Source organism: Sulfitobacter sp. 1A13496 (assembly GCF_043557225.1).
Lineage (GTDB): Bacteria > Pseudomonadota > Alphaproteobacteria > Rhodobacterales > Rhodobacteraceae > Sulfitobacter > Sulfitobacter faviae.
This window is the reverse complement of the sequence record NZ_JBIFFP010000007.1, coordinates 59,530-79,796: the sequence shown is the minus strand read 5'-3', so window position 1 is coordinate 79,796 and position 20,267 is coordinate 59,530. Positions and strand designations below refer to the sequence as shown.

The following is a 20,267-nucleotide window of genomic DNA, read 5'->3' as shown; positions in this document are numbered from 1 at the left end:
TGCGCAACGCCGCAACAGCCCCGCCCGGTGGCACACCGGGCATCGCCCTCCCTCCCCCCGGAGGGCGATTTTGCAACGCTGCAACAGCTTGCCAGACCTCCACATCTTGCAGCGCCCTGCCAAACAGCGCGGTAGCGGATCGCCCCCCAGGGAGGGCGATGCCCTTACCGCTTATCTCCAACGCAAAAACCCGCCCGCAATGCGGACGGGTCTATCCCTTCAAAGGCTCCTGCCCTTAGCGTTCGTCGTCGATCGCCGTTTCCAGCTGCGCAAAGAGGTTATCCTCATCATGCCGCACCAGACCGTGCAGCGGATCCCAGCTTTGCAGATATTCGCGCAGCTTATTGCTGGCCGACAGACCCGACCAGAGGCGCTGTTCGGTCACCGAATGCACCTGCAAGGACGGGGGCAGCCCGCCATTCATGCCCTTGCCGTCCCAGTTCTTCTCCAGATGCTCGCGCATCCGCTCGGCCATAGAGGCCGTGTTCAACCGCGCGCGGCTCATCACCACGCCGATGAAACGCCCGCTGCCCGCATAGGCCAGATGAAACCGCATGCCCTCCAGCGAATGTACCGAAGCGCGGGCCACCTGCTCCATCTGGCGGCGGAACGCCGGCGCCTTGACCGCGCGATAGATGCCGCGTGCCCCCTCGACCGAGATCGAAAACAGGCTCATCGAGAAACAGCCGCTCGGCAGGCGCAGCAGGTAATTCTCAAGCGCGGAGACATTGCTACAGGCCGACACATCGAGGTCGAAATCCTCGTCAAAGCGGATCTGCATCATCTGCGTCAACTCGGCCAGCGTATGCTGCGCCTCGCGCTCGCGCAGCAATGAGGCGTTCAGCATGCTGGCGGCATTGATCCGCGCGCTGAGTTCGACACCATCCAACGGTTTGCAAAGGAAATCGGTGGCACCCGCGTCAAAGGCCCGCTGCATCATCGCAGGCTCTTTGCTTGCGGTGATCATGATGATCGGCACGGCGCGGTAAAAGGGCACATCGCGGATCATCTCACACAGGCTGATCCCGTTGATGCCCGGCATCATGATATCAAGCAGGAAGGAATCGAAGGGCCGGTTCGACTCCTGCATGATCTCCAGCGCTTCTTCCGAGCTTTCGCAGCAGGTCAGCTCGTAATTGTCATTCTCGGTCAGGCAACCTGTGAGCAGATCAAGGATGACCGGGTCATCGTCTACGGCAAGGATACGCATCATGTCTCGTTACTCCACATGGGGGGCGCTGGCAGGCGCACTTGGGGCTTTCTGGCAAAAAACCACCTACGCCGGGCAGTAATGAGACCGGTTTGCGGCAAACTCGGGACGGTGCAATTTGGCGTGTTTCCCGCAAAATATGGGGATCGCGAAACTTCGTGGCGGGAATTTGCCGAAATCCGCGCTCCCGGACCCGCCGAAACCCGCCAAAATGCGATGCCCCTTGAACGAATCCCCCCCGAGTGCAATATAGACCGTGCAGACGTTATCTTTTTCGACCCACTGTCTCCCTCATACGGCGCTCAGTCTATCGATCCAGACCAACCACGCCGGGCCATCGCACCAACGCGGATGGCATCAATATGGAGAATACGGATATGGCCACTGGCACCGTAAAATGGTTCAACACAACTAAAGGCTTCGGCTTCATCGCACCCGACGGCGGCAGCAAAGACGTTTTCGTGCACATTTCCGCTGTTGAGCGCGCTGGCCTGACCGGCCTGGCCGACAACCAGAAAGTGACCTTCGACATCGAAGCTGGCCGTGACGGCCGTGAATCCGCGACCAACCTCGCGCTGGCCTAAGGCCCGGGGGCTTCGGCCCTGATGCAAGAATTCGAACCGACCTGCTGACACCGGCAGGTCGGTTTTTTTATGTCCGGCCTTGCTAAAATGGCCTCCCATGGCAAAATGCGGGCGAAACGCATTATTTTGATGGAGCCTGCCATGCGCCGCCGTACCTTTTTGACCAGCACCGTGGCCGCAGCCGCCCTACCCCTGTTGGCGCAGGCGCGCACCGCCGCCTATGACCCCGCCCCGCAGATGGTCCCGGTCAAGGCGCAATATGCGCCCGGGCAACTGCTGATCCTGCCGCGGAGCCATTACCTCTATTTCGTGACGTCGCCGGGCCAAGCGATGCGCTATGGCGTGGGCGTCGGCAAAGCGGGGCTGGAGTTCACCGGCACCGCGACCATCGACGTGAAAAAGGAATGGCCCACATGGCGGCCAACCAATGAGATGATCGAACGCGACCCGCAGGCCTACAAACGTTTCATCGGCAACACCGACGCCCAGCCCGGCGGCCCCGGCAACCCCTTGGGCGCGCGGGCGCTCTATCTGTTCCAAAACGGGCGGGACACTTATTTCCGCATTCACGGCACCACACAGCCGAACTCCATCGGGCGGTCCGTGTCGAACGGCTGTATCCGGATGCTGAACGAGCATGTGATCGACCTGTACCAGCGGGTGCCGATTGGGACGAAGGTTACGGTACTCTAAGGCCCCTTTCGACAACACCCGGCCCGGAATCAAGCCGCAGGCGCCGGGCCATCGCCTGCCCGCCCGGACGGGTAGGCGATTTGGTGAGGCTGGGTGCGACCTTGCAAAGGCGCGTCACGGCTAAGCCATAAAGCGGCACGAGGCTCCGTCGGATCGCCGACCCGCGTGCAGGCGCTGGCCCTTCCCACCAAGAAAAAGGGCCAGCGCAGCGCCGGCCCCTCCCCTCATCATAGACGCCAAAGCTTACTGAAGCGCCTTATCCGTCACGTCATGTGTCCAAGCGCCCTCAGGCGCCTTGGTGATCATACCACCTTCCATGGTGATCTCCGCACTCCGATCAAAAGCCGCCTCGTCCAGCCGTCCATCGCTGCCCTCGGTCAGCTTGGCGATCTCGCCCATCATGCGGGTCTGGTGCTTTTCGGTCTGCGCGCCGGTCTGGTCATTTTCCAGCACGATGTCGGCGGCTTCCTCGACATTCTCCTCGGCGTATTTCCAGCCTTTCATGGAGGCCCGGACGAAGCGCGCCAGTTTGTCGACCATCTCGGGGTCTTCGAGGTTCTCTTCGGTGGTATAAAGACCGTCCTCCAGCGTGGAGATGCCCTCGTCCTCATATTTGAAAACCACCAGATCCTCGGGCGTCAGCCCTGCGTCGATTACCTGCCAATATTCGTTGTAGGTCATGGTGGTGGCGCATTCGACCTGCTTTTGCAGCAGGGGATCGACGTTGAAGTTGATCTTCTGGATCGTCACGCCGCCCTCGGAGCCATCGGTCGGATAGCCCAGCTTGCCCATCCAGCTCATCAGCGGAATTTCATTGCCAAAGAACCAAGTGCCCAGCGTGTTGCCGGGGAAGTCCTCGGGGCTTTCGATGCCATGTTCCTTGAGGCAGGTCAGCATCAAGCCCGACTTCGCGAAAGGCTGTGCGATGTTCACGATCGGCGCGCCCTTCTCCCGCGCGGCCAGCGCCGAGGGCAGCCAGTCCACCATCACGTCGGCCCCGCCGCCCAAGAGCACCTGCACCGGCGCGATGTCCGGGCCGCCGGGCTTGATCGTGACGTCCAGCCCCTCTTCTTCGTAGAACCCCTTGTCCTTGGCCACGTAATAGCCCGCGAACTGCGCCTGCGTGACCCATTTGAGCTGTAGCGTCAGGTCGTCGGCGGCCTGCGCCACGCCCCCCCAGAGGCCCAAGGCCGCCCCGGCAGCGATCTTCGTGATGGTTTTCATTTTTATCTCCCTGTTGGTTGGTCGTCTCTAGTTCCTTTGGCTGGGGTGCCAGAAGGTCACCCGTCCTTCGATAAGGGCCATGATACCATAGAACGCCGATCCGGCTATTGCCGCGACAACAATCTCGGCCCAGACCAGATCAAGCGCAAGCTGACCCACCGAGGTGGAGATGCGAAAGCCCATCCCCAGCACCGGAGAGCCGAAGAATTCAGCAACGATGGCGCCAATGAGGGCAAGGGTCGTGCCGATCTTCAACCCGTTGAAGACAAAGGGCATCGCCGCGGGCAGCCGCAGCTTCAGAAGCGTGCGCCAGTATCCCGCCGCATAGGTGCGCATCAGGTCGCGCTGCATCGCGTCGCTGGCCTGCAGCCCCTGCACCGTGTTCACCAGCATCGGGAAGAACACCATGACCACGACAATCGCCGCCTTTGACTGCCAGCCAAAGCCGAACCACATCACCATGATCGGCGCCATGCCGATAATGGGCAGCGCCGCGACGAAGTTGCCCACCGGCAAAAGCCCGCGCTGCAGGAAGGGAAAGCGGTCAATCGCCAGCGCCGTCAAGAAGGCCGCGCCGCAGCCGATGATGTAGCCGCTCAGCGCCCCCTTGATGACGGTCTGCACGAAGTCAATCCACAGGATATCGAGCGAAGAAGCCATGCGCGCTGCGATCACCGAGGGCGCAGGCAGCAGCACTTGGTTGATCTCGAACCCGCGCACCACGCCCTCCCAGACGGCGATCAGCGTGATGCCAAAGACCAGCGGTGCCGCCAGCGACGCGCCGCGCGAGGGCCGCTGCCGCGCCAGCCAAACGTTGAGCGACAGGCCGGCGACCCATGCGACGATGGCAAAAAGAACCCAGCCCATCATGCCATCCCCATCCGTTTCAAGGTCAGCCGCTGCACCAGCCCGATAAGCCCCACCATGGCCGCCGCAAGCGCCGCCGCCATGAGAAGCGCGCTCCAGATCTGCACGGTCTGGCCGTAGTAGCTGCCCGCGAGCAGCCGCGCGCCGAGGCCCGCCACGGCACCCGTCGGCATCTCACCCACGATGGCCCCGACGAGAGAGGCCGCGACACCGACCTTCAGCGAAGTAAAGAAATAAGGCATCGAGGACGGCAGCCGCAGTTTCCAGAAGGTCTGCCAGCCGCTCGCGTTCCATGTGCGCATCTGATCAAGCTGCATCTGGTCGGGGCTGCGCAGCCCCTTCACCATGCCCACGACCACCGGGAAGAACGACAGATACATGCTGATGATCGCTTTGGGCAGCAGGCCCGACAGGCCCACCGCATTCAAGACCACGATGATCATCGGTGCGATGGCGAGGATCGGAATCGTCTGGCTGGCGATCACCCAAGGCATCACGCTCATGTCCATCGTGCGGTTGAAGACGATCCCCACCGCCAAAAGCGTGCCGAGCGCGGTGCCCATGACGAAGCCCAGAAAGGTCGCACTGAAGGTGACCCATGTGTGATAGATCAGCGAGCGTTTCGAGGTGACCTTCTTCTCCACCGTGGTCTTCCACAGTTCCGCGCCAACCTGATGCGGCGCGGGAAGTTTCGGTTTCTCCTGCGACCATGTGTCGGCCACCAATTCCGAGAATGTCAGCGTTTTGTCGGCCCGTGCCGCCACATCCCGCGCCCATTGCGCGTTGAGCGCGACAGCCGCGCCATACCAGACGACGATCAACAGACCCACGACCGTGAGAACGGGGATAATGTTACGCATCAATCGTCCCCATGCCCGGCGCGCAGCCCCTCGCGCACGCGGTGCGCGATTTCCAGAAACTCGGGCGTCTCACGGATCTCCAGCGGGCGTTCGCGCGGCAACGGGCTTTCGATCACATCGGCGATCCGGCCCGGGCGCGGGCTCATCACCACGATCTTGGTGGAAAGATACACCGCTTCGGGGATCGAATGGGTGACGAAGGCGATGGTCTTTTCGGTCCGCGCCCAGAGCTTCAATAGCTGCTCGTTGAGGTGGTCGCGCACGATCTCGTCCAGCGCGCCGAAAGGCTCGTCCATCAGCAGGATGTCGGCGTCGAAAGACAGCGCCCGCGCGATCGAGGCGCGCTGCTGCATCCCGCCCGAAAGCTGCCAAGGAAACTTCTTCTCAAACCCCGAAAGCTCCACGAGGTCGAGCACCCGTTTCACCCGCTGGTCCTGCTCGGCCCGGGGCACGCCCATGATCTCCAGCGGCAAGCGGATGTTGCCGCCGATGGTGCGCCATGGATAGAGGCCTGCCGCTTGGAAAACATAGCCATAGGCCCGCGATTTACGCGCCTCCTCGGGCGAGACGCCGTTGATGGTCACGCTGCCGCCCGTGGGTTGCTCAAGGTCGGCCATGACCCTCAGAAAGGTCGTCTTACCGCAGCCCGAGGGGCCGATGAAGCTGACGAAATCCCCTTTGTGGATCTCGAGGTTCACGTCTTTCAACGCATGGACCGGCCCGTCATTGGTTTGAAAGGTCAGGTCAAGATTGCTGGCGCTGATCACGCTCTGGCTGTCATTCACGTATTTTACTTCCCTGTTGGTCGGCCGCTTTTAGCGCGGCACTTTACCCGGTTGTCGTGGCGGTTCTACATGGCTCAGATCCCCGCCGGGATGTTCAGCGGGTCGCGCTTGATCATCTTGGGGCTGTTGAGTTCCTTCCATTTGCTGAGGGCGACGTTGGCGCTCGGGAAGGCCGGGCGCGGCACGAAACGGCCCCGGCCGGGCTGCGGCTGGCTGTTCTGCCCCCAAGCCCAGATCACCTCGCCACGGCTCAGGGTATAGCGGCTCTGCGCCTTGACTTCGAAGCCTTCGAAGACGTTGTAATCCAGCACCGAATGATGGTTCGCGGGGCTGATCGTCTTGGTGATCTTCGGATCCCAAACCACGATATCGGCATCCGCCCCTTCGACGATGGCACCCTTCTGCGGATAGATGTTGAGGATCTTGGCGATATTGGTCGATGTCGCGGCGACGAACTCATTCGGTGTCAGGCGGCCCGTCTCCACCCCTTCGGTCCAGAGCACCGCCAGACGCTCCTCCAGCCCGTTCGAGCCGTTGGGAATGATCCGGAAATCATCGCGGCCCGCGCGTTTCTGCTCGGTCGAGAAGGCCGCATGGTCGGTCGCCACCACCTGCAGGCTGCCCGATTGCAAACCGGCCCAGAGGCTGTCCTGATGGTCTTTCGAGCGGAACGGCGGCGACATGACGCGGCGCGCGGCATGGTCCCAATCGGTGTTGAAATACTCAGACTCGTCCAGCGTCAAGAACTGGATCAGCGGCTCGCCATAAACCCGCATCCCCTTCTGCCGTGCGCGCCGGATCGCCTCATGGGTCTGCTCGCAAGACACATGCACGATATAAAGCGGCACACCCGCCGTGTCGGCGATGGTGATGGCGCGGTTCGCGGCCTCGCCCTCAAGCTCGGGCGGGCGGGAATAGGCGTGGCCCTCCGGCCCGGTGATGCCCTGATCGAAATACTTCTGCTGCAACTCGGCCACCAGATCGCCGTTCTCGGCATGGACCATCGGCAACGCACCCAGCTCGGCACAGCGCTTGAAGGAGGCGAACATCTCGTCATCCTCGATCATCAAGGCCCCCTTGTAGGCCATGAAGTGCTTGAAGCTGTTCACCCCCATGTCGACCGCGTCTTTCATCTCGTTAAAGACGTTTTCGTCCCAGCCGGTGACGGCCATGTGATAGCCGATGTCGCTGCAAATCTGCGGCGCTGACTTGCGGTGCCATTCGTTGATCGCGTTCTTGATGCTGCCGTCCGCGCCGGGCAGGCAGAAGTCGACCACCATCGTGGTGCCACCCACCGCCGCGGCCCATGTGCCGGACTCAAAAGTCTCAGCCGCCGTGGTGCCCATGAAGGGCATCTCCAAATGCGTATGCGGGTCGATCCCGCCGGGGATTACATAGGCGCCCTCCGCGTCGATGTATTCGTCACCCGTGAGGTCTTCGCCGATGCGCTTGATCTTCTCTCCCTCGATCAGCACGTCGGCCTTCCACGTCCGGTCCGCCGTGCAGACCATACCACCCTTGATTACCTTGCTCATCTTTCTCTCCCCATCTTTCTGGCTGTTCACATCGGGGGGCCGGGGCAGCACCCCCGACCTCCGCCCGAGTGTTCAGCCTTCTATTTCCGCTGTCTCCAGCACCGCATGGAGCAGCACATCCGCCCCCGCCTTGGCCCAATCCTTGGTGATCTCTTCGGCCTCGTTATGGCTTAGACCATCGACACAGGGGCACATCACCATCGCCGTGGGGGCCACGCGGTTGATCCAGCAGGCATCGTGGCCCGCGCCAGAGATCAGGTTCATATGGCTGTAGCCCAGCCGTTCGGCAGCGTTGCGCACAGCCGTCACGCAACCCTCGTCAAAGGCCACGGGATCAAAGCCGCCGACCTTTTCAAATTCGATCTTCACATCCATATCGTCGGCGATCTTTTGGCCCTCTTCGCGCAGACGGGCCTCCATATCCTCGATGACCGACAGTTCGGGCGACCGGAAATCGACGGTAAAGACCGTCTTGCCGGGGATCACATTGCGCGAATTGGGATAGACCTCGATATGGCCCGCCGCGCCGACCGCATGAGGCGCATGGCTGAGCGCGATCTCGTTCACCTTCTCCAACACCCGCGCCATGCCCAGCCCCGCATCGCGGCGCATCGGCATGGGGGTGGAGCCGGTGTGGCTGTCCTTGCCGGTGATCGTCACCTGCGTCCAGCTCAGGCCCTGCCCGTGGGTGACAACGCCAATATCCTTGCCCTCGGCCTCCAGAATCGGGCCCTGTTCAATGTGCAACTCAAAGAAGGCATGCATCTTGCGCGCGCCGACTTCCTCCTCGCCGCGCCAGCCGATGCGCTGCAACTCGTCACCAAAGCTTTTGCCCTCGGCATCGGTACGCGCATAAGCCCAGTCTTGCGTGTGGATGCCAGCAAAAACCCCCGACGACAGCATCGCGGGGGCGTAACGGGTGCCTTCTTCGTTGGTGAAGTTGGTCACGACGATCGGGTGTTTGGTCTTGATCCCCAGATCGTTCATCGTGCGGATGATCTCCAACCCGCCGAGCACGCCAAGGATGCCATCGTATTTCCCGCCCGTCGGCTGGGTGTCGAGGTGGCTGCCTACATAGACCGGCAGCGCATCGGGGTCGGTGCCCTCCCGCTGGGCGAACATATTGCCCATCTGGTCGAGCCCCATGGTGCAGCCCGCCGCTTCGCACCACTTTTGGAACAAGGCACGGCCTTCCGCGTCTTCGTCCGTCAGCGTCTGGCGGTTGTTGCCCCCCGCCACGCCGGGGCCGATCTTGGCCATTTCCATCAAGGAATCCCACAGACGGTCGGGATCAATCTTGAGGTTCTCTCCGGGCGCGGGCATAGGTCACTCCTCTGTCATCGGCTTGGGCCGTGTTGTTTTTTTACCATTTGGTAAATCCACGATTGCGATTAGGTTAGGCTCTGTCAAGAACTGGTTTGAAACAACCCGCCGCCGATCCGGCAAACGCCTTTTTTAGCAGCACCAAGGATCATTGCCTTGCCCGAAAGCACCGCCAAGAAACCCAGCCGCATCCAACGACGCAACCGCCGGGTGATTCTGGATGCCGCGCTCGAAGTCTTTTCCAAACACGGCTACCGGGGTGCCACGCTGGATCAGATCGCCGCCGAAGCTGGGCTGAGCAAACCGAATATTCTCTATTACTTCAATGGCAAAGAAGACATTCACGTCACTTTGCTGTCGCAGCTGATGGAAACATGGCTCGACCCGCTGGTGGAACTGGACCCCGAAGGCGACCCCCGGCGCGAGATTTTGGACTATGTCGAACGCAAGCTGACCATGTCGCGCGAACTGCCGCGCGAAAGCCGTCTTTTCGCCAATGAAATCCTGCAAGGTGCCCCGCGGATCGAGCCGGAATTGCACAGCCATCTCAAACCCCTGTTTGATGAGAAATGCGCCGTGATCGCGGGCTGGGTGGCGGCTGGCAAACTGCCCGCGCTGGACCCGCAGCACCTGATATTCTCGATCTGGGCGACGACCCAGCACTACGCGGATTTCGAGGCGCAGGCGCAAATCCTGCTCGGTCCCGAGACCGACCCCCGCCCCCGCGCGCAGGCCCATCTTCAGGCGATGTTCGGCGCGCTTTTGGACCAGCCCGCGCCAGCGCCAAACGGTTAACCATAGCGGCCAGTGGCGCCCTGCGTTTAATCCCCCGTTAACACATGCCCGCCAGTCTGACTGGCGGGTGCGGGCTCCTTCCAAGGTAAAGGGGCAGTGATGAATGTAGGCGATATAAAGGGCGCAGGGGCTGCGCGGGATGCGAAGTGCGCAAATCCGGCAGCGTCCGATGAACCAGCGGGCGCACCGCCCGTCACCCGCGAAGAGATGGCCCGGGATGCGGCAATGGCGCTGATTGTGGCGCGGCGGGAGGTGGCAGAGATACCGCCCCCCGCTGCCGATACCGCCACCCCGTCCCGCAGAAAGTCCTGAACGCGGGGCGCGGTGGCTCTTGTCTTACTCTGCCGGTTCGACCGCGTGGACGGAGGGGTTATTGGGGTGCGTCGTCCAGTTGGCATAGTCCGGCGTCACCGTCTTGCCCGTGCGCAGGTCGGTGGCACCCGCCGCCAGTTCCTCCATCGAGATGCAGTCTTCGACCGGGCAGACATTGACGCAGAGGTTGCAGGCCACGCATTCCTCTTCGATCACCGTAAAGGTGCGGTCTTCGGACATGGCGATGGCTTGGTGGCTGGTATCCTCGCAAGCGGCAAAGCAGCGGCCACAAGAGATGCACAGGTCTTGGTCGATTTTCGCCTTGGCGACGTAGTTCAGGTTCAACTGGTTCCAGTCGGTCACGTTCGGCACCGCGCGGCCCACCAGTTGGTCGACCGAGGTCAGCCCCTTCTCGTCCATATATTCCGACAGGCCCGAGATCATCTCTTGCACCACCTTAAAGCCATAGGTCATTGCCGCCGTGCAGACCTGCACATTGCCCGCGCCAAGGGCAAGGAACTCCGCCGCGTCGCGCCATGTGGTGACGCCGCCGATGCCGCTGATCGGCAGACCGTGGGTCTCGGGGTTGCGGGCGATCTCGGCCACCATGTTGAGCGCGATGGGCTTGACCGCCGGGCCGCAATAGCCGCCGTGGGTGCCCTTGCCGTCGATCGTGGGCTCGGGCGCGAAGAGGTCGAGATCGACCGAGGTGATCGAGTTGATCGTGTTGATCAGGCTCACCGCATCCGCGCCGCCGCGCTTGGCGGCCTCGGCGGGATAAATCACGTTTGTGATGTTCGGCGTCAGCTTCACGATCACCGGCATGCGGGTATACATCTTGCACCAGCGGGTGACCATTTCGATATATTCCGGCACCTGCCCCACGGCAGAGCCCATGCCGCGCTCAGCCATGCCATGCGGGCAACCGAAGTTCAGCTCGATCCCGTCGGCGCCGGTCTCCTCCACATGCGGCAGGATCGCTTTCCACGCCTCCTCCTCACAAGGCACCATGATCGAGGCGATGAGCGCGCGGTCGGGATAGTCACGTTTCACCGCCTTCATCTCGCGCAGGTTCACTTCCAGCGGGCGGTCGGTGATGAGCTCGATGTTGTTGAGGCCCAGCAGCCGCCGATCCGCGCCCCAGATCGCGCCGTAGCGTGGGCCATTGACGTTGACCACCGGCGGCCCTTCGGAGCCAAGGGTCTTCCAGACCACCCCGCCCCAGCCGGCCTCATAGGCGCGGCGCACGTTGTATTCCTTGTCCGTCGGCGGGGCGGAGGCCAGCCAGAACGGGTTGGGGGATTTGATCCCGATGAAATCGCTTCTCAGATCAGCCATGTTATGTCTCCCTCTCGGCGCGGCCTCAGCCCGCCGCCCCCATCAATGTGGTGTGAATGTCCATCGCCGCGTCGCGGCCCTCGGCCACGGCGGTCACCGTCAGGTCATCGCCGCCGCTGGCGCAGTCGCCCCCGGCCCAGACCCCGTCGAGGCTGGTGCGCCCGGTGCCGTCCACCTTGATCTTGCGCCCGTCGAGGTCGGGTAGCCCATCGCCCAACAGCGTCTGGCCAATGGCCTTGAACACCTGATCCGCTTGCAGGCGCAGGGTTTGGCCGGTGCCCTTCATCGCCTCATCGACATATTCAAACTCGATCTCGCGCACCGACCCGTTGCCATGGACGGCAATCGGCACCGCATGGGTCACGATCCGCACGCCCTTGGAGGCGGCGAGGTCTTGCTCAAACACACTTGCGTTCATCCGGTCGCGCCCGCGGCGATAGACCAGCGTCACATTGAGCGCGCCCAGCAGTTTCGCCTGCACCGCCGCGTCCACCGCCGTCATCCCGCCGCCGATCACCACCACATCGCGGCCAATCGGCACGCCGGAGATATCGCTGGCCTGCCGCAGTTCGGCGATGAAATCGACCGCATTGGCAACCCCGGCCTTATCCTCGCCCTCGGCCCCGAGGGCATTGACGCCCACCAGCCCCATGCCGAGGAACACCGCATCGTAGTCGGCCTTCAGCTCTTCGAGCGTGACATCCCGGCCCACGGCAACCTCGTGCCGGAAGGTGATCCCACCGATCTGCATCAGCCAATCGACCTCGGCCTGCGCGAAGCCATTGGGGGTCTTGTAGGCCGCGATGCCGTATTCGTTGAGCCCACCCGGCTTGGGCCGCGCATCGATGATCTCGACATCATGGCCCAGCATCGCCAGACGGTGCGCGCAGGACAGACCCGCAGGCCCCGCGCCCACCACTGCGATGCGCTTGCCCGTGGCTGCGGCCCGCTCGAAGGGATGCACGCCCTGCGCCATCAAATGATCCGTCGCATATCGCTGCAACTGGCCGATCAACACCGGCTTGCCCTCGGCCACCTCGCGCACGCAGACCTCTTCGCAGAGCGTCTCTGTCGGGCAGACCCGGGCGCACATGCCGCCAAGGATGTTCTGGCTCAGGATCGTCTTGGCCGCCGCATCGGGCGTGCCGGTGGCGATCTGCCGGATGAACAGTGGAATGTCGATGTCGGTCGGGCAGGCCGTCATGCAGGGCGCGTCGTGGCAAAAGTAACAGCGGTCCGCCGCGACCAGCGCCTCATGTTCATCCAAGGGCGGATGAAGATCCGAAAACCCCTCGGCATAGCTCTGCGGTTCTAACCGCCCCGGAACGATCCCCGGCTCAAACACATCTCGTGCCATATCAAAATCCCTGTCGTTTTCTTGGTGTTTTGAAAACGCTCTCACGGAATCATTTTTTTATCAACTGGTAAATTTTTTAAAGACGCGCCTTCCGAAAAATCCCGAGATGCCTGCCAGTTTTGTAACAGGCAGGTTATATTTCATGGGCGCTTCCTTGCTTGCGGCCCCTCGCCCCGTAAAAATCCTTGATTTTAAAAATAGAGATTCCAATATCACAACTGCGACGCGAAGACTTTTCGACCCGGCTGCCCTAAGGCTCCAGCGATCACGAATTCGACCGAGCCGCGCTGCCGCATGTTGCGGGCAGATCAGAGAAAGGGAGACACGGGGCATGGCTACTGGCACCGTAAAATGGTTCAACACGACAAAAGGCTACGGCTTCATCGCACCGGATGCGGGCGGCAAGGACATCTTTGTCCACATTTCCGCAGTGGAACGCGCGGGCCTGACCGGCCTGGCCGACAACCAAAAGGTCACTTTTGACGTCGAAGCGGGCCGCGATGGCCGCGAAAGCGCGAGCAACATCGCACTGGCCTGAACGGGCCACATGATGATGATCGAAACGGACGCTGCGGCGTCCGTTTTTGTTAGCGGCGCTCGGCGGCGCGGGCGGCAAGCTCTGCCACCGCCGGGCCGATGTCTTCCACAATTAGCGCCACGCCTTCGGCATTGGGGTGGATGCCGTCGCCTTGGAAATAGCGCTGCACCGTCTCGCTCCGCGCGCCGGCGGCATTCTTTTCCTCGGCCAGCAGGCCGGTAAAAAAGTCCGGGTAAAACAGCGTGCCGTAAGCCTCGGCCAGATCGGGGTAGAGCGCTTCGAAATCCGCCTTATACCCCGCCCCGTAGTTGCCGGGTGCCGACATGCCGACCAAAAGCACCTCCACATCCGTCTTCTCCGCCGCCGCGAGGATGCCGTCGATGTTGCCGCGCGCCTGCGCCGGGTCCAACCCACGCAGCATGTCGTTGCCGCCCAGCGTCACGATCATCGCGTCCACTTCGGGCGTCAGCGTCCAGTCGACCCGCGCCAGCCCGCCAGCGGTGGTATCGCCCGACACGCCCGCGTTGAGGATCTTGGCCTCGACCCCCTCGGCATCCAGCCAGTCTTGCAATTGCGGCACGAACCCTTCCTCGGCGGGCAGCCCGTAGCCTTGGGTCAGGCTGTCGCCGAGGGCTGCGATCACCACCTCCTCGGCCTGCGCCGCGCTGCCTAAAACAAAGGCAAAACAGATCAATACCTTGCGCATCCTTCGCGGACCTCCATATCCAACTGATACCCAGAACAAAGGCGGCCCGATGAGCGACCCTGTCTATGACCTTCAAGATGTCACGCTGAGCCTCAAGGGCAATGCCGGCCCCCTCGATATTCTGCGCCGCATTTCGCTGCAGGTCCAGCAGGGCGAGAGCATCGCGCTGACCGGCGCCTCCGGGTCGGGGAAATCCTCGCTTCTGATGGTCATGGGCGGGCTGGAGCGCGCCACGGGCGGCAAGGTCACCGCCCTCGGTCACGACCTGAGCGCGCTGCGCGAAGACGGGTTGGCCCGGTTCCGGCAGGGGCGCATGGGGATCGTCTTTCAGTCTTTCCACCTCATCCCCACCATGACCGCGCTTGAGAATGTCGCCACCCCGCTGGAGCTTTCCGGTGCCGATGACGCCTTTGACCGCGCCCGGGCCGAGCTTGAGGCCGTCGGACTGGGCCACCGGATCAACCAATATCCCGCGCAGATGTCGGGCGGCGAGCAACAGCGCGTGGCACTCGCGCGCGCCGCAGCACCCCGCCCCGCGATCCTTTTGGCGGATGAGCCGACAGGCAGTCTCGACAGCCGCAACGGGGCCGCGATCATGGACCTGCTGTTTGAACTGCGCGACCGCCATGGCGCGACGCTGGTGCTGGTTACCCATGCCGATGATCTGGCGCAGCGCTGCGACCGGGTGGTGGAACTTCGCGACGGGCGCCTCGCATGAGCCTGCGCCTTGCCGCCCGTTTCGCCCGCCGGGAAATGCGCGGCGGCCTGCGCGGCTTTCGCCTGCTACTGGCCTGTCTTGCGCTCGGCGTGGCCGCGCTGGCCGCTGTCGGGACCGTCCGCGCAGCGATCGAAGCCGGGTTGGAGGCCGAGGGCGCGGCCCTTCTGGGCGGAGATGCCGAGCTTGATTTCACCTACCGTTTCGCCACCCCCGAAGAGCGCGACTGGATGGCCGAACGCGCCACGCGCGTCTCCGAGATCGTCGAGTTCCGCTCCATGGCCGTCACCGGCGCGGGCGAGACCTCAGAACGCGCGCTCACGCAGGTCAAGGCGGTCGATGACCTCTATCCGCTGATCGGCGAGATGGTTCTGGACCCCGCCCTGCCGTTGGAAGAAGCCCTCGCGCCCGCCACCGCCCTGCCCGGCGCGGTGATGGAACGGGCACTGGCGGATCGGCTGGCCCTCTCCCCCGGTGACACTTTCGCCCTTGGCGAGGCGGAGTTCACCCTGACCGCGCTGATCACACGCGAACCGGATTCCGCCGCCAGCGGATTTTCCCTTGGGCCCCGCACACTGGTCAAACGCGCGGCACTCGAAGGCTCCGGCCTGCTTGCCCCCGGCACGCTCTTCAACAGCAAATACCGTCTCGAATTGCCCCAGGGCACCGCCCTCGCCCCGCTCGAAGCCGAGGCCAAGGCGCGTTTTGCCGATGCCGGGATGCGCTGGACCGACGCGCGCAACGGCGCGCCGGGCGTGGCGCGTTTCGTCGAACGGCTGAGCGCCTTTCTGGTGCTCGTCGGGCTCTCGGGCCTTGCCGTCGGCGGGGTCGGCGTGGCAGCAGCGGTGCGGGCCTATCTGCAACGCAAAACCGCCGTCATCGCCACCTTCCGCGCCATGGGGACATCCCGCGCAACGATCTTTCAGACCTATTTCATCCAAGTCGGCATTCTGGCCATGGTCGGGGTCGCCCTTGGCCTGCTGATCGGGGCGGGGCTGCCCTTGCTGCTCTCGCCGCTGATTGAGGCAAGCCTGCCCCTGCCCGCGCGTTTCACCATCTACCCCGCCCCATTGATTGAGGCCGCACTCTACGGGCTGCTGACCGCTGCACTCTTCACCCTCTGGCCGCTCGCGCGCAGCGCCGATGTTCGCGCCGCGACCCTGTTCCGCGACGATTGGCAACGGCAATCGCCTTGGCCCGCCGCGCCCTACCTCGTCGCGATGGCGCTGCTGCTGGCCGCTCTGCTTGCGCTGGCGGGTTGGTTTAACGGCTCGTGGTCGCTCACGCTTTGGACACTGGGCGGCTTGGCCCTGACGCTGGTGGTGCTGGCGCTGGCGGCGGCACTCTTGCGTCTGCTGGCCCGTGCTGCGGCCCGCCGGGCGCGGGGCCATCCGCGCCTGCGGTGGGCCCTGGCGGCCATCGGCGGCCCCGGCGAAGGGGCGACGGCGGTGGTGTTGGCGCTTGGCCTTGGCCTCTCGGTACTGGCTGCCGTGGGGCAGATCGACGGCAACCTGCGCCGGGCAATCTCGGGCAACCTGCCCGACGTGGCACCCTCCTACTTTTTCGTCGACATCCAGAAAGACCAGATGCCCGGCTATACCGCGCGGCTTGAGGGCGATCCGGCCGTGTCGCGCATCGAAAGCGCCCCGATGCTGCGCGGCGTGATCACCCAGATCAACGGACGTCCCGCGCGTGAGGTCGCGGGCGATCACTGGGTCGTGCGCGGCGACCGCGGGGTGACCTATGCCGCGCAGCCGGGCGAAGACACGCGCATCACGGCGGGGGAATGGTGGGCGCAGGATTACAGCGGCGATCCGCAAATCAGCTTTGCCGCCGAAGAGGCCGCAGAGATCGGGCTGGAACTGGGCGATACGCTCAGCGTCAACATCCTTGGCCGCGACATCACCGGCACGATCACCAGCTTTCGCGAGGTCGATTTCTCGACCGCCGGGATCGGTTTCGTGCTGACGATGAACCCCGCCGCCCTTGCAGGCGCGCCGCATAGTTTCATCTCGGCCGTCTATGCCGAACCCAAGGCGGAGGCCGCGATCCTGCGCGATCTTGCCAGCGAATACCCGAACATCACAGCCATCCGCGTGCGCGATGCGATCGACCGCGTCGCGGCCGTGCTGGCCGGGCTCGCCTCTGCCATTTCCTTTGGCGCCTTGGCCACGCTGGCGACGGGGTTCATGGTGCTGATCGGGGCCGCCGCCGCAGGCACCGGCGCGCGCAGCTATGAGGCGGCGCTGCTGAAAACCATGGGCGCCTCGCGCCGCGCCATCGCCACCAGCTTTGTGCTGCGCGCCGCGCTGCTCGGTCTCTTTGCCGGGGCGGTGGCGCTGCTGGCCGGGATCACCGGTGGCTGGGCCGTGAGCCATTTTGTTATGGAGACTGATTTCGCCGTGGTCTGGCCCAATGCGCTTCTGATCATCGCGGGCGGCGTCTTGGCCACGGTGCTGGCCGGTCTGGGCTTTGCGCTGAAGGCACTGAACGCGCGGCCCGCGGATATGCTAAGGGCGCAGGAATGATCCCGCGCCCTTAGGTGGTTTCTGGGTCTGAGCCTTACTCCGCCGCTTCGGCGTAATCCTCCAGCGGCGGGCAGGTGCAGATCAGGTTCCGGTCGCCATGCACGTTGTCGACGCGGTTGACCGGGGGCCAGTATTTGTCGACGCGGAAGGCACCGGGCGGGAAGCAGCCCTGCTCGCGGCTGTAGGGCCGGTCGCCCCATTCCACCACCAGATCTTCCACCGTATGCGGCGCGTTCTTAAGCGGGTTGTTGGCGCGGTCCATGCGGCCTTCCTCGATCTCGCGGATCTCTTCGCGGATCGCCAGCATGGCATCGCAGAAACGGTCCAGCTCGGCCTTGGTCTCGGACTCGGTCGGCTCCACCATCAGCGTGCCCGCCACCGGCCAAGACATGGTCGGCGCGTGGAAGCCGCAGTCGACCAGACGCTTGGCGACATCCTCGTTGGTGATCCCCGCCGTCTCTTCATAGGGGCGCACGTCAATGATACATTCATGCGCCACCCGGCCAGAGGGGCCTTTGTAGAGCACGTCGTAAGCCCCTTCGAGCCGCTTGGCGATGTAGTTGGCGTTGAGGATCGCCGCCCGGGTCGCCTGCGTCAGCCCGTCCCCGCCCATCATCAGGCAGTAAGACCAAGAGATCGGCAGCAGTGAGGGCGAGCCGTAGGGCGCGGCGGAAACAGCGGCACCTTCCTCGTTCGGGTGGCCCGGCAGATGCGCGATCAGGTGCGATTTCACGCCGATGGGGCCCATGCCGGGGCCGCCGCCGCCATGCGGGATGCAGAAGGTCTTGTGCAGGTTCAGGTGGCTCACGTCGCCGCCCAGATCGCCGGGGCGGGACAGGCCCACCATGGCGTTCATGTTGGCCCCGTCGATATAGACCTGCCCGCCGTGGTCATGGGTGATCTTGGTCACCTCGTGCACGGTCTCCTCGAAAACGCCGTGGGTCGAGGGATAGGTGATCATGCAGCCGGCGAGGTTCTCGCTGTGCTGCTCGGCCTTGGCGCGGAAATCCTCAAGGTCGATGTCGCCGTTGGAGGCGGTCTTGATCACCACGACCTTCCAGCCCACCATCTGGGCCGAGGCTGGGTTGGTGCCGTGGGCGCTCATCGGGATGAGGCAGATGTTGCGGTGCCCCTCGCCCTTGGCGCGGTGATAGGCGGCAATGGTCAGAAGGCCCGCGTATTCGCCCTGCGCGCCGGAGTTCGGCTGCATGGAAATCGCGTCATAGCCGGTGATCTCGCAGAGCTTCTCCGAGAGATCGTCGATCATTTCCTGATAGCCAAGCGCCTGATCGGCGGGCACGAAGGGGTGAATGAGCGAGAACTCGCGCCATGTCACCGGCATCATCTCGGCCGCGGAGTTCAGCTTCATCGTGCAGGAGCCCAAGGGGATCATCGCCCGGTCGAGCGCGAGGTCGCGGTCCGCGAGGCGACGCATGTAGCGCATCATCTCGGTCTCGGCCCGGTTCATGTGGAAGATCGGGTGCGTGAGGTAATCGCTCGTGCGCAGCAGCCCCTCGGGCAGACGGTACTCGGGCGTGAAATCATCATCCGCCTGACGGATGCCGAAGGCGCGCCAGACCGCCTCGATCGTGTCAGGGCGGGTGCGCTCGTCGAGCGTAATGCCGACGCGGGTCTCGCCCACGCGGCGCAGGTTAATGCCCTCGTCCACGGCGGATTTCATCACCGCGGCCTGCAGCGGGCCGACCTCGACGGTGATCGTGTCGAAATAGGCATCCGGCTGCACCTCGAAGCCCGCGGCCTCCAGCCCCTTGGCCAGACGCACTGTCTTGCGGTGGATGCGCTGCGCGATGGCTTTCAAGCCTTCCGGCCCGTGGAACACGGCATACATCGAGGCCATCACAGCCAGCAGCGCCTGCGCGGTGCAGACGTTGGACGTCGCCTTCTCACGCCGGATATGCTGCTCGCGGGTTTGCAGCGAGAGGCGGTAAGCGCGGTTGCCATGGGCGTCGATGGAAACCCCGACGATCCGGCCCGGCATGGCACGCTTCATGGAATCCTTGCAGGCCATGTATGCGGCATGCGGGCCGCCATAACCCTCGGGCACGCCAAAGCGCTGCGTGCTGCCCACAGCGATATCCGCGCCCATCGCGCCCGGCTCTTTCAGCAAGGTCAGCGACAGTGGGTCGGCGGTGACGATGCCCACGGCCTTGACCTCGTGCAGCGCGGCCAAGTGATCGGTGAAGTCGCGCATATGGCCATAGGTGCCGGGGTACTGGAAGATCGCGCCAAAGACCTTCTCGGCCTCCATCTCCTCGGGTTCACCAATGATGACCTCGATGCCCAGAGGCTCAGCGCGGGTCTTCATCACCGCGATGTTCTGCGGGTGGCAGTTGGCGTCGATGAAGAAACCCTTGGCCTTCGATTTCGAACTGCGCTGCGCCATGGTCATCGCCTCGGCGCAGGCCGTGGCCTCGTCGAGCAGCGAGGCGTTGGCGATCTCCAGCCCGGTGAGGTCGCTCACCATGGTCTGGAAGTTCAGCAGCGCTTCGAGGCGGCCCTGCGAAATCTCGGGCTGGTAGGGCGTATAGGCGGTGTACCACGCCGGGTTCTCGAGGATGTTGCGCTGGATCGCCGGGGGCGTGACGGTGCCGTGGTAGCCTTGGCCGATCAGGCTGGTGAGCACCTTGTTCTTGCCCGCGACGCGGCGCATGTGCTCAAGCACTTCGCGCTCGCTCATCGCCTTGCCGAAGTCGAGCGGCTCTTTCGCGCGGATTGCTTTCGGCAACGTGTCGTCGATCAGCGCATCAAGGCTCTCAGCGCCCACGGTGTCGAGCATCTGAGACATCTCGGAAGGGGACGGGCCAATGTGACGCCGGTTGGCGAAATCATAGGGCAGATAATCGGTGGGCTTGAAGCTCATGTCGGGTTCCTCGTCA

General features: G+C 63.7%; 17 protein-coding genes. 6 read left to right on the top strand and 11 right to left on the bottom strand.

Annotated elements, in window-relative coordinates; genetic code table 11:
• Positions 1-235: 235 nt before the first annotated feature.
• Positions 236-1,213, bottom strand: coding sequence for a response regulator (locus tag ACGYLX_RS15205; RefSeq protein ID WP_271688979.1), 978 nt, complete (start codon positions 1,211-1,213; stop codon positions 236-238).
• Positions 1,214-1,587: 374 nt separating this feature from the next.
• Here ACGYLX_RS15205 and ACGYLX_RS15200 point away from each other — a divergent pair, with 374 nt between their 5' ends.
• Together ACGYLX_RS15200 and ACGYLX_RS15195 are read left to right on the top strand one after the other, a co-directional pair.
• A complete protein-coding gene (locus tag ACGYLX_RS15200; protein WP_067265226.1) occupies positions 1,588-1,794 on the top strand; it encodes a cold-shock protein in 207 nt (68 codons plus the stop codon).
• Positions 1,795-1,935: 141 nt separating this feature from the next.
• Positions 1,936-2,487, top strand: coding sequence for a L,D-transpeptidase (locus ACGYLX_RS15195; RefSeq protein WP_394450499.1), 552 nt, complete (start codon positions 1,936-1,938; stop codon positions 2,485-2,487).
• Positions 2,488-2,730: 243 nt separating this feature from the next.
• Here ACGYLX_RS15195 and ACGYLX_RS15190 read toward each other — a convergent pair whose 3' ends face one another.
• From ACGYLX_RS15190 to ACGYLX_RS15165, 6 genes are all read right to left on the bottom strand, one after another.
• Positions 2,731-3,711 (bottom strand): ABC transporter substrate-binding protein, encoded by a 981-nt coding sequence (locus ACGYLX_RS15190; RefSeq protein ID WP_394450496.1) that lies wholly within the window; start codon positions 3,709-3,711, stop codon positions 2,731-2,733.
• A gap of 27 nt (positions 3,712-3,738) precedes the next feature.
• Positions 3,739-4,578 (bottom strand): ABC transporter permease, encoded by an 840-nt coding sequence (locus ACGYLX_RS15185; RefSeq protein WP_394419950.1) that lies wholly within the window; start codon positions 4,576-4,578, stop codon positions 3,739-3,741.
• Positions 4,578-5,438: an ABC transporter permease gene (locus ACGYLX_RS15180; RefSeq protein WP_209217047.1), complete on the bottom strand. Its 861-nt coding sequence runs from the start codon at positions 5,436-5,438 to the stop codon at positions 4,578-4,580. Before ACGYLX_RS15180 ends, ACGYLX_RS15185 begins: the two co-directional genes overlap by 1 nt.
• Positions 5,438-6,223 carry an ABC transporter ATP-binding protein gene (locus ACGYLX_RS15175; RefSeq protein ID WP_067265237.1) on the bottom strand — a complete coding sequence of 262 codons (786 nt, stop codon included), beginning with the start codon at positions 6,221-6,223 and terminating at the stop codon, positions 5,438-5,440. Before ACGYLX_RS15175 ends, ACGYLX_RS15180 begins: the two co-directional genes overlap by 1 nt.
• 74 nt (positions 6,224-6,297) lie before the next feature.
• Complete coding sequence (hydA, locus tag ACGYLX_RS15170) at positions 6,298-7,758, bottom strand: dihydropyrimidinase (RefSeq protein ID WP_394450495.1); 1,461 nt, start codon at positions 7,756-7,758, stop codon at positions 6,298-6,300.
• Between the two features lie 72 nt (positions 7,759-7,830).
• The gene (locus ACGYLX_RS15165) at positions 7,831-9,081 is read right to left on the bottom strand and encodes a Zn-dependent hydrolase (protein ID WP_394450493.1); all 1,251 of its coding nucleotides are present in this window, start codon (positions 9,079-9,081) and stop codon (positions 7,831-7,833) included.
• Positions 9,082-9,237: 156 nt separating this feature from the next.
• On the opposite strand from ACGYLX_RS15165, the gene ACGYLX_RS15160 reads away from it, so the two are divergent.
• Positions 9,238-9,876: a TetR family transcriptional regulator C-terminal domain-containing protein gene (locus tag ACGYLX_RS15160; protein WP_394450490.1), complete on the top strand. Its 639-nt coding sequence runs from the start codon at positions 9,238-9,240 to the stop codon at positions 9,874-9,876.
• Between the two features lie 336 nt (positions 9,877-10,212).
• On the opposite strand, the gene preA is transcribed toward ACGYLX_RS15160, so the two are convergent.
• Positions 10,213-11,526 carry an NAD-dependent dihydropyrimidine dehydrogenase subunit PreA gene (gene preA / locus ACGYLX_RS15155; protein ID WP_394450488.1) on the bottom strand — a complete coding sequence of 438 codons (1,314 nt, stop codon included), beginning with the start codon at positions 11,524-11,526 and terminating at the stop codon, positions 10,213-10,215.
• A gap of 25 nt (positions 11,527-11,551) precedes the next feature.
• A complete protein-coding gene (locus ACGYLX_RS15150; protein ID WP_394450487.1) occupies positions 11,552-12,883 on the bottom strand; it encodes an NAD(P)-dependent oxidoreductase in 1,332 nt (443 codons plus the stop codon).
• A 331-nt stretch (positions 12,884-13,214) separates the two neighbouring features.
• On the opposite strand from ACGYLX_RS15150, the gene ACGYLX_RS15145 reads away from it, so the two are divergent.
• Complete coding sequence (locus tag ACGYLX_RS15145) at positions 13,215-13,421, top strand: cold-shock protein (RefSeq protein WP_209217039.1); 207 nt, start codon at positions 13,215-13,217, stop codon at positions 13,419-13,421.
• Between the two features lie 49 nt (positions 13,422-13,470).
• Here ACGYLX_RS15145 and ACGYLX_RS15140 read toward each other — a convergent pair whose 3' ends face one another.
• The gene (locus ACGYLX_RS15140) at positions 13,471-14,127 is read right to left on the bottom strand and encodes an arylesterase (RefSeq protein ID WP_394450485.1); all 657 of its coding nucleotides are present in this window, start codon (positions 14,125-14,127) and stop codon (positions 13,471-13,473) included.
• A 49-nt stretch (positions 14,128-14,176) separates the two neighbouring features.
• On the opposite strand from ACGYLX_RS15140, the gene ACGYLX_RS15135 reads away from it, so the two are divergent.
• Together ACGYLX_RS15135 and ACGYLX_RS15130 are read left to right on the top strand one after the other, a co-directional pair.
• On the top strand, positions 14,177-14,845 hold the full coding sequence (locus ACGYLX_RS15135) for an ABC transporter ATP-binding protein (protein WP_394450483.1): 669 nt from the start codon (positions 14,177-14,179) through the stop codon (positions 14,843-14,845).
• Entirely contained in the window at positions 14,842-17,370 is a 2,529-nt protein-coding gene (locus ACGYLX_RS15130) for an ABC transporter permease (RefSeq protein ID WP_394450481.1), read from the top strand. The genes ACGYLX_RS15135 and ACGYLX_RS15130 overlap by 4 nt, the downstream gene beginning before the upstream one ends.
• 34 nt (positions 17,371-17,404) lie before the next feature.
• Here ACGYLX_RS15130 and gcvP read toward each other — a convergent pair whose 3' ends face one another.
• Entirely contained in the window at positions 17,405-20,251 is a 2,847-nt protein-coding gene (gene gcvP / locus ACGYLX_RS15125) for an aminomethyl-transferring glycine dehydrogenase (RefSeq protein ID WP_394450478.1), read from the bottom strand.
• Positions 20,252-20,267 lie beyond the last annotated feature (16 nt).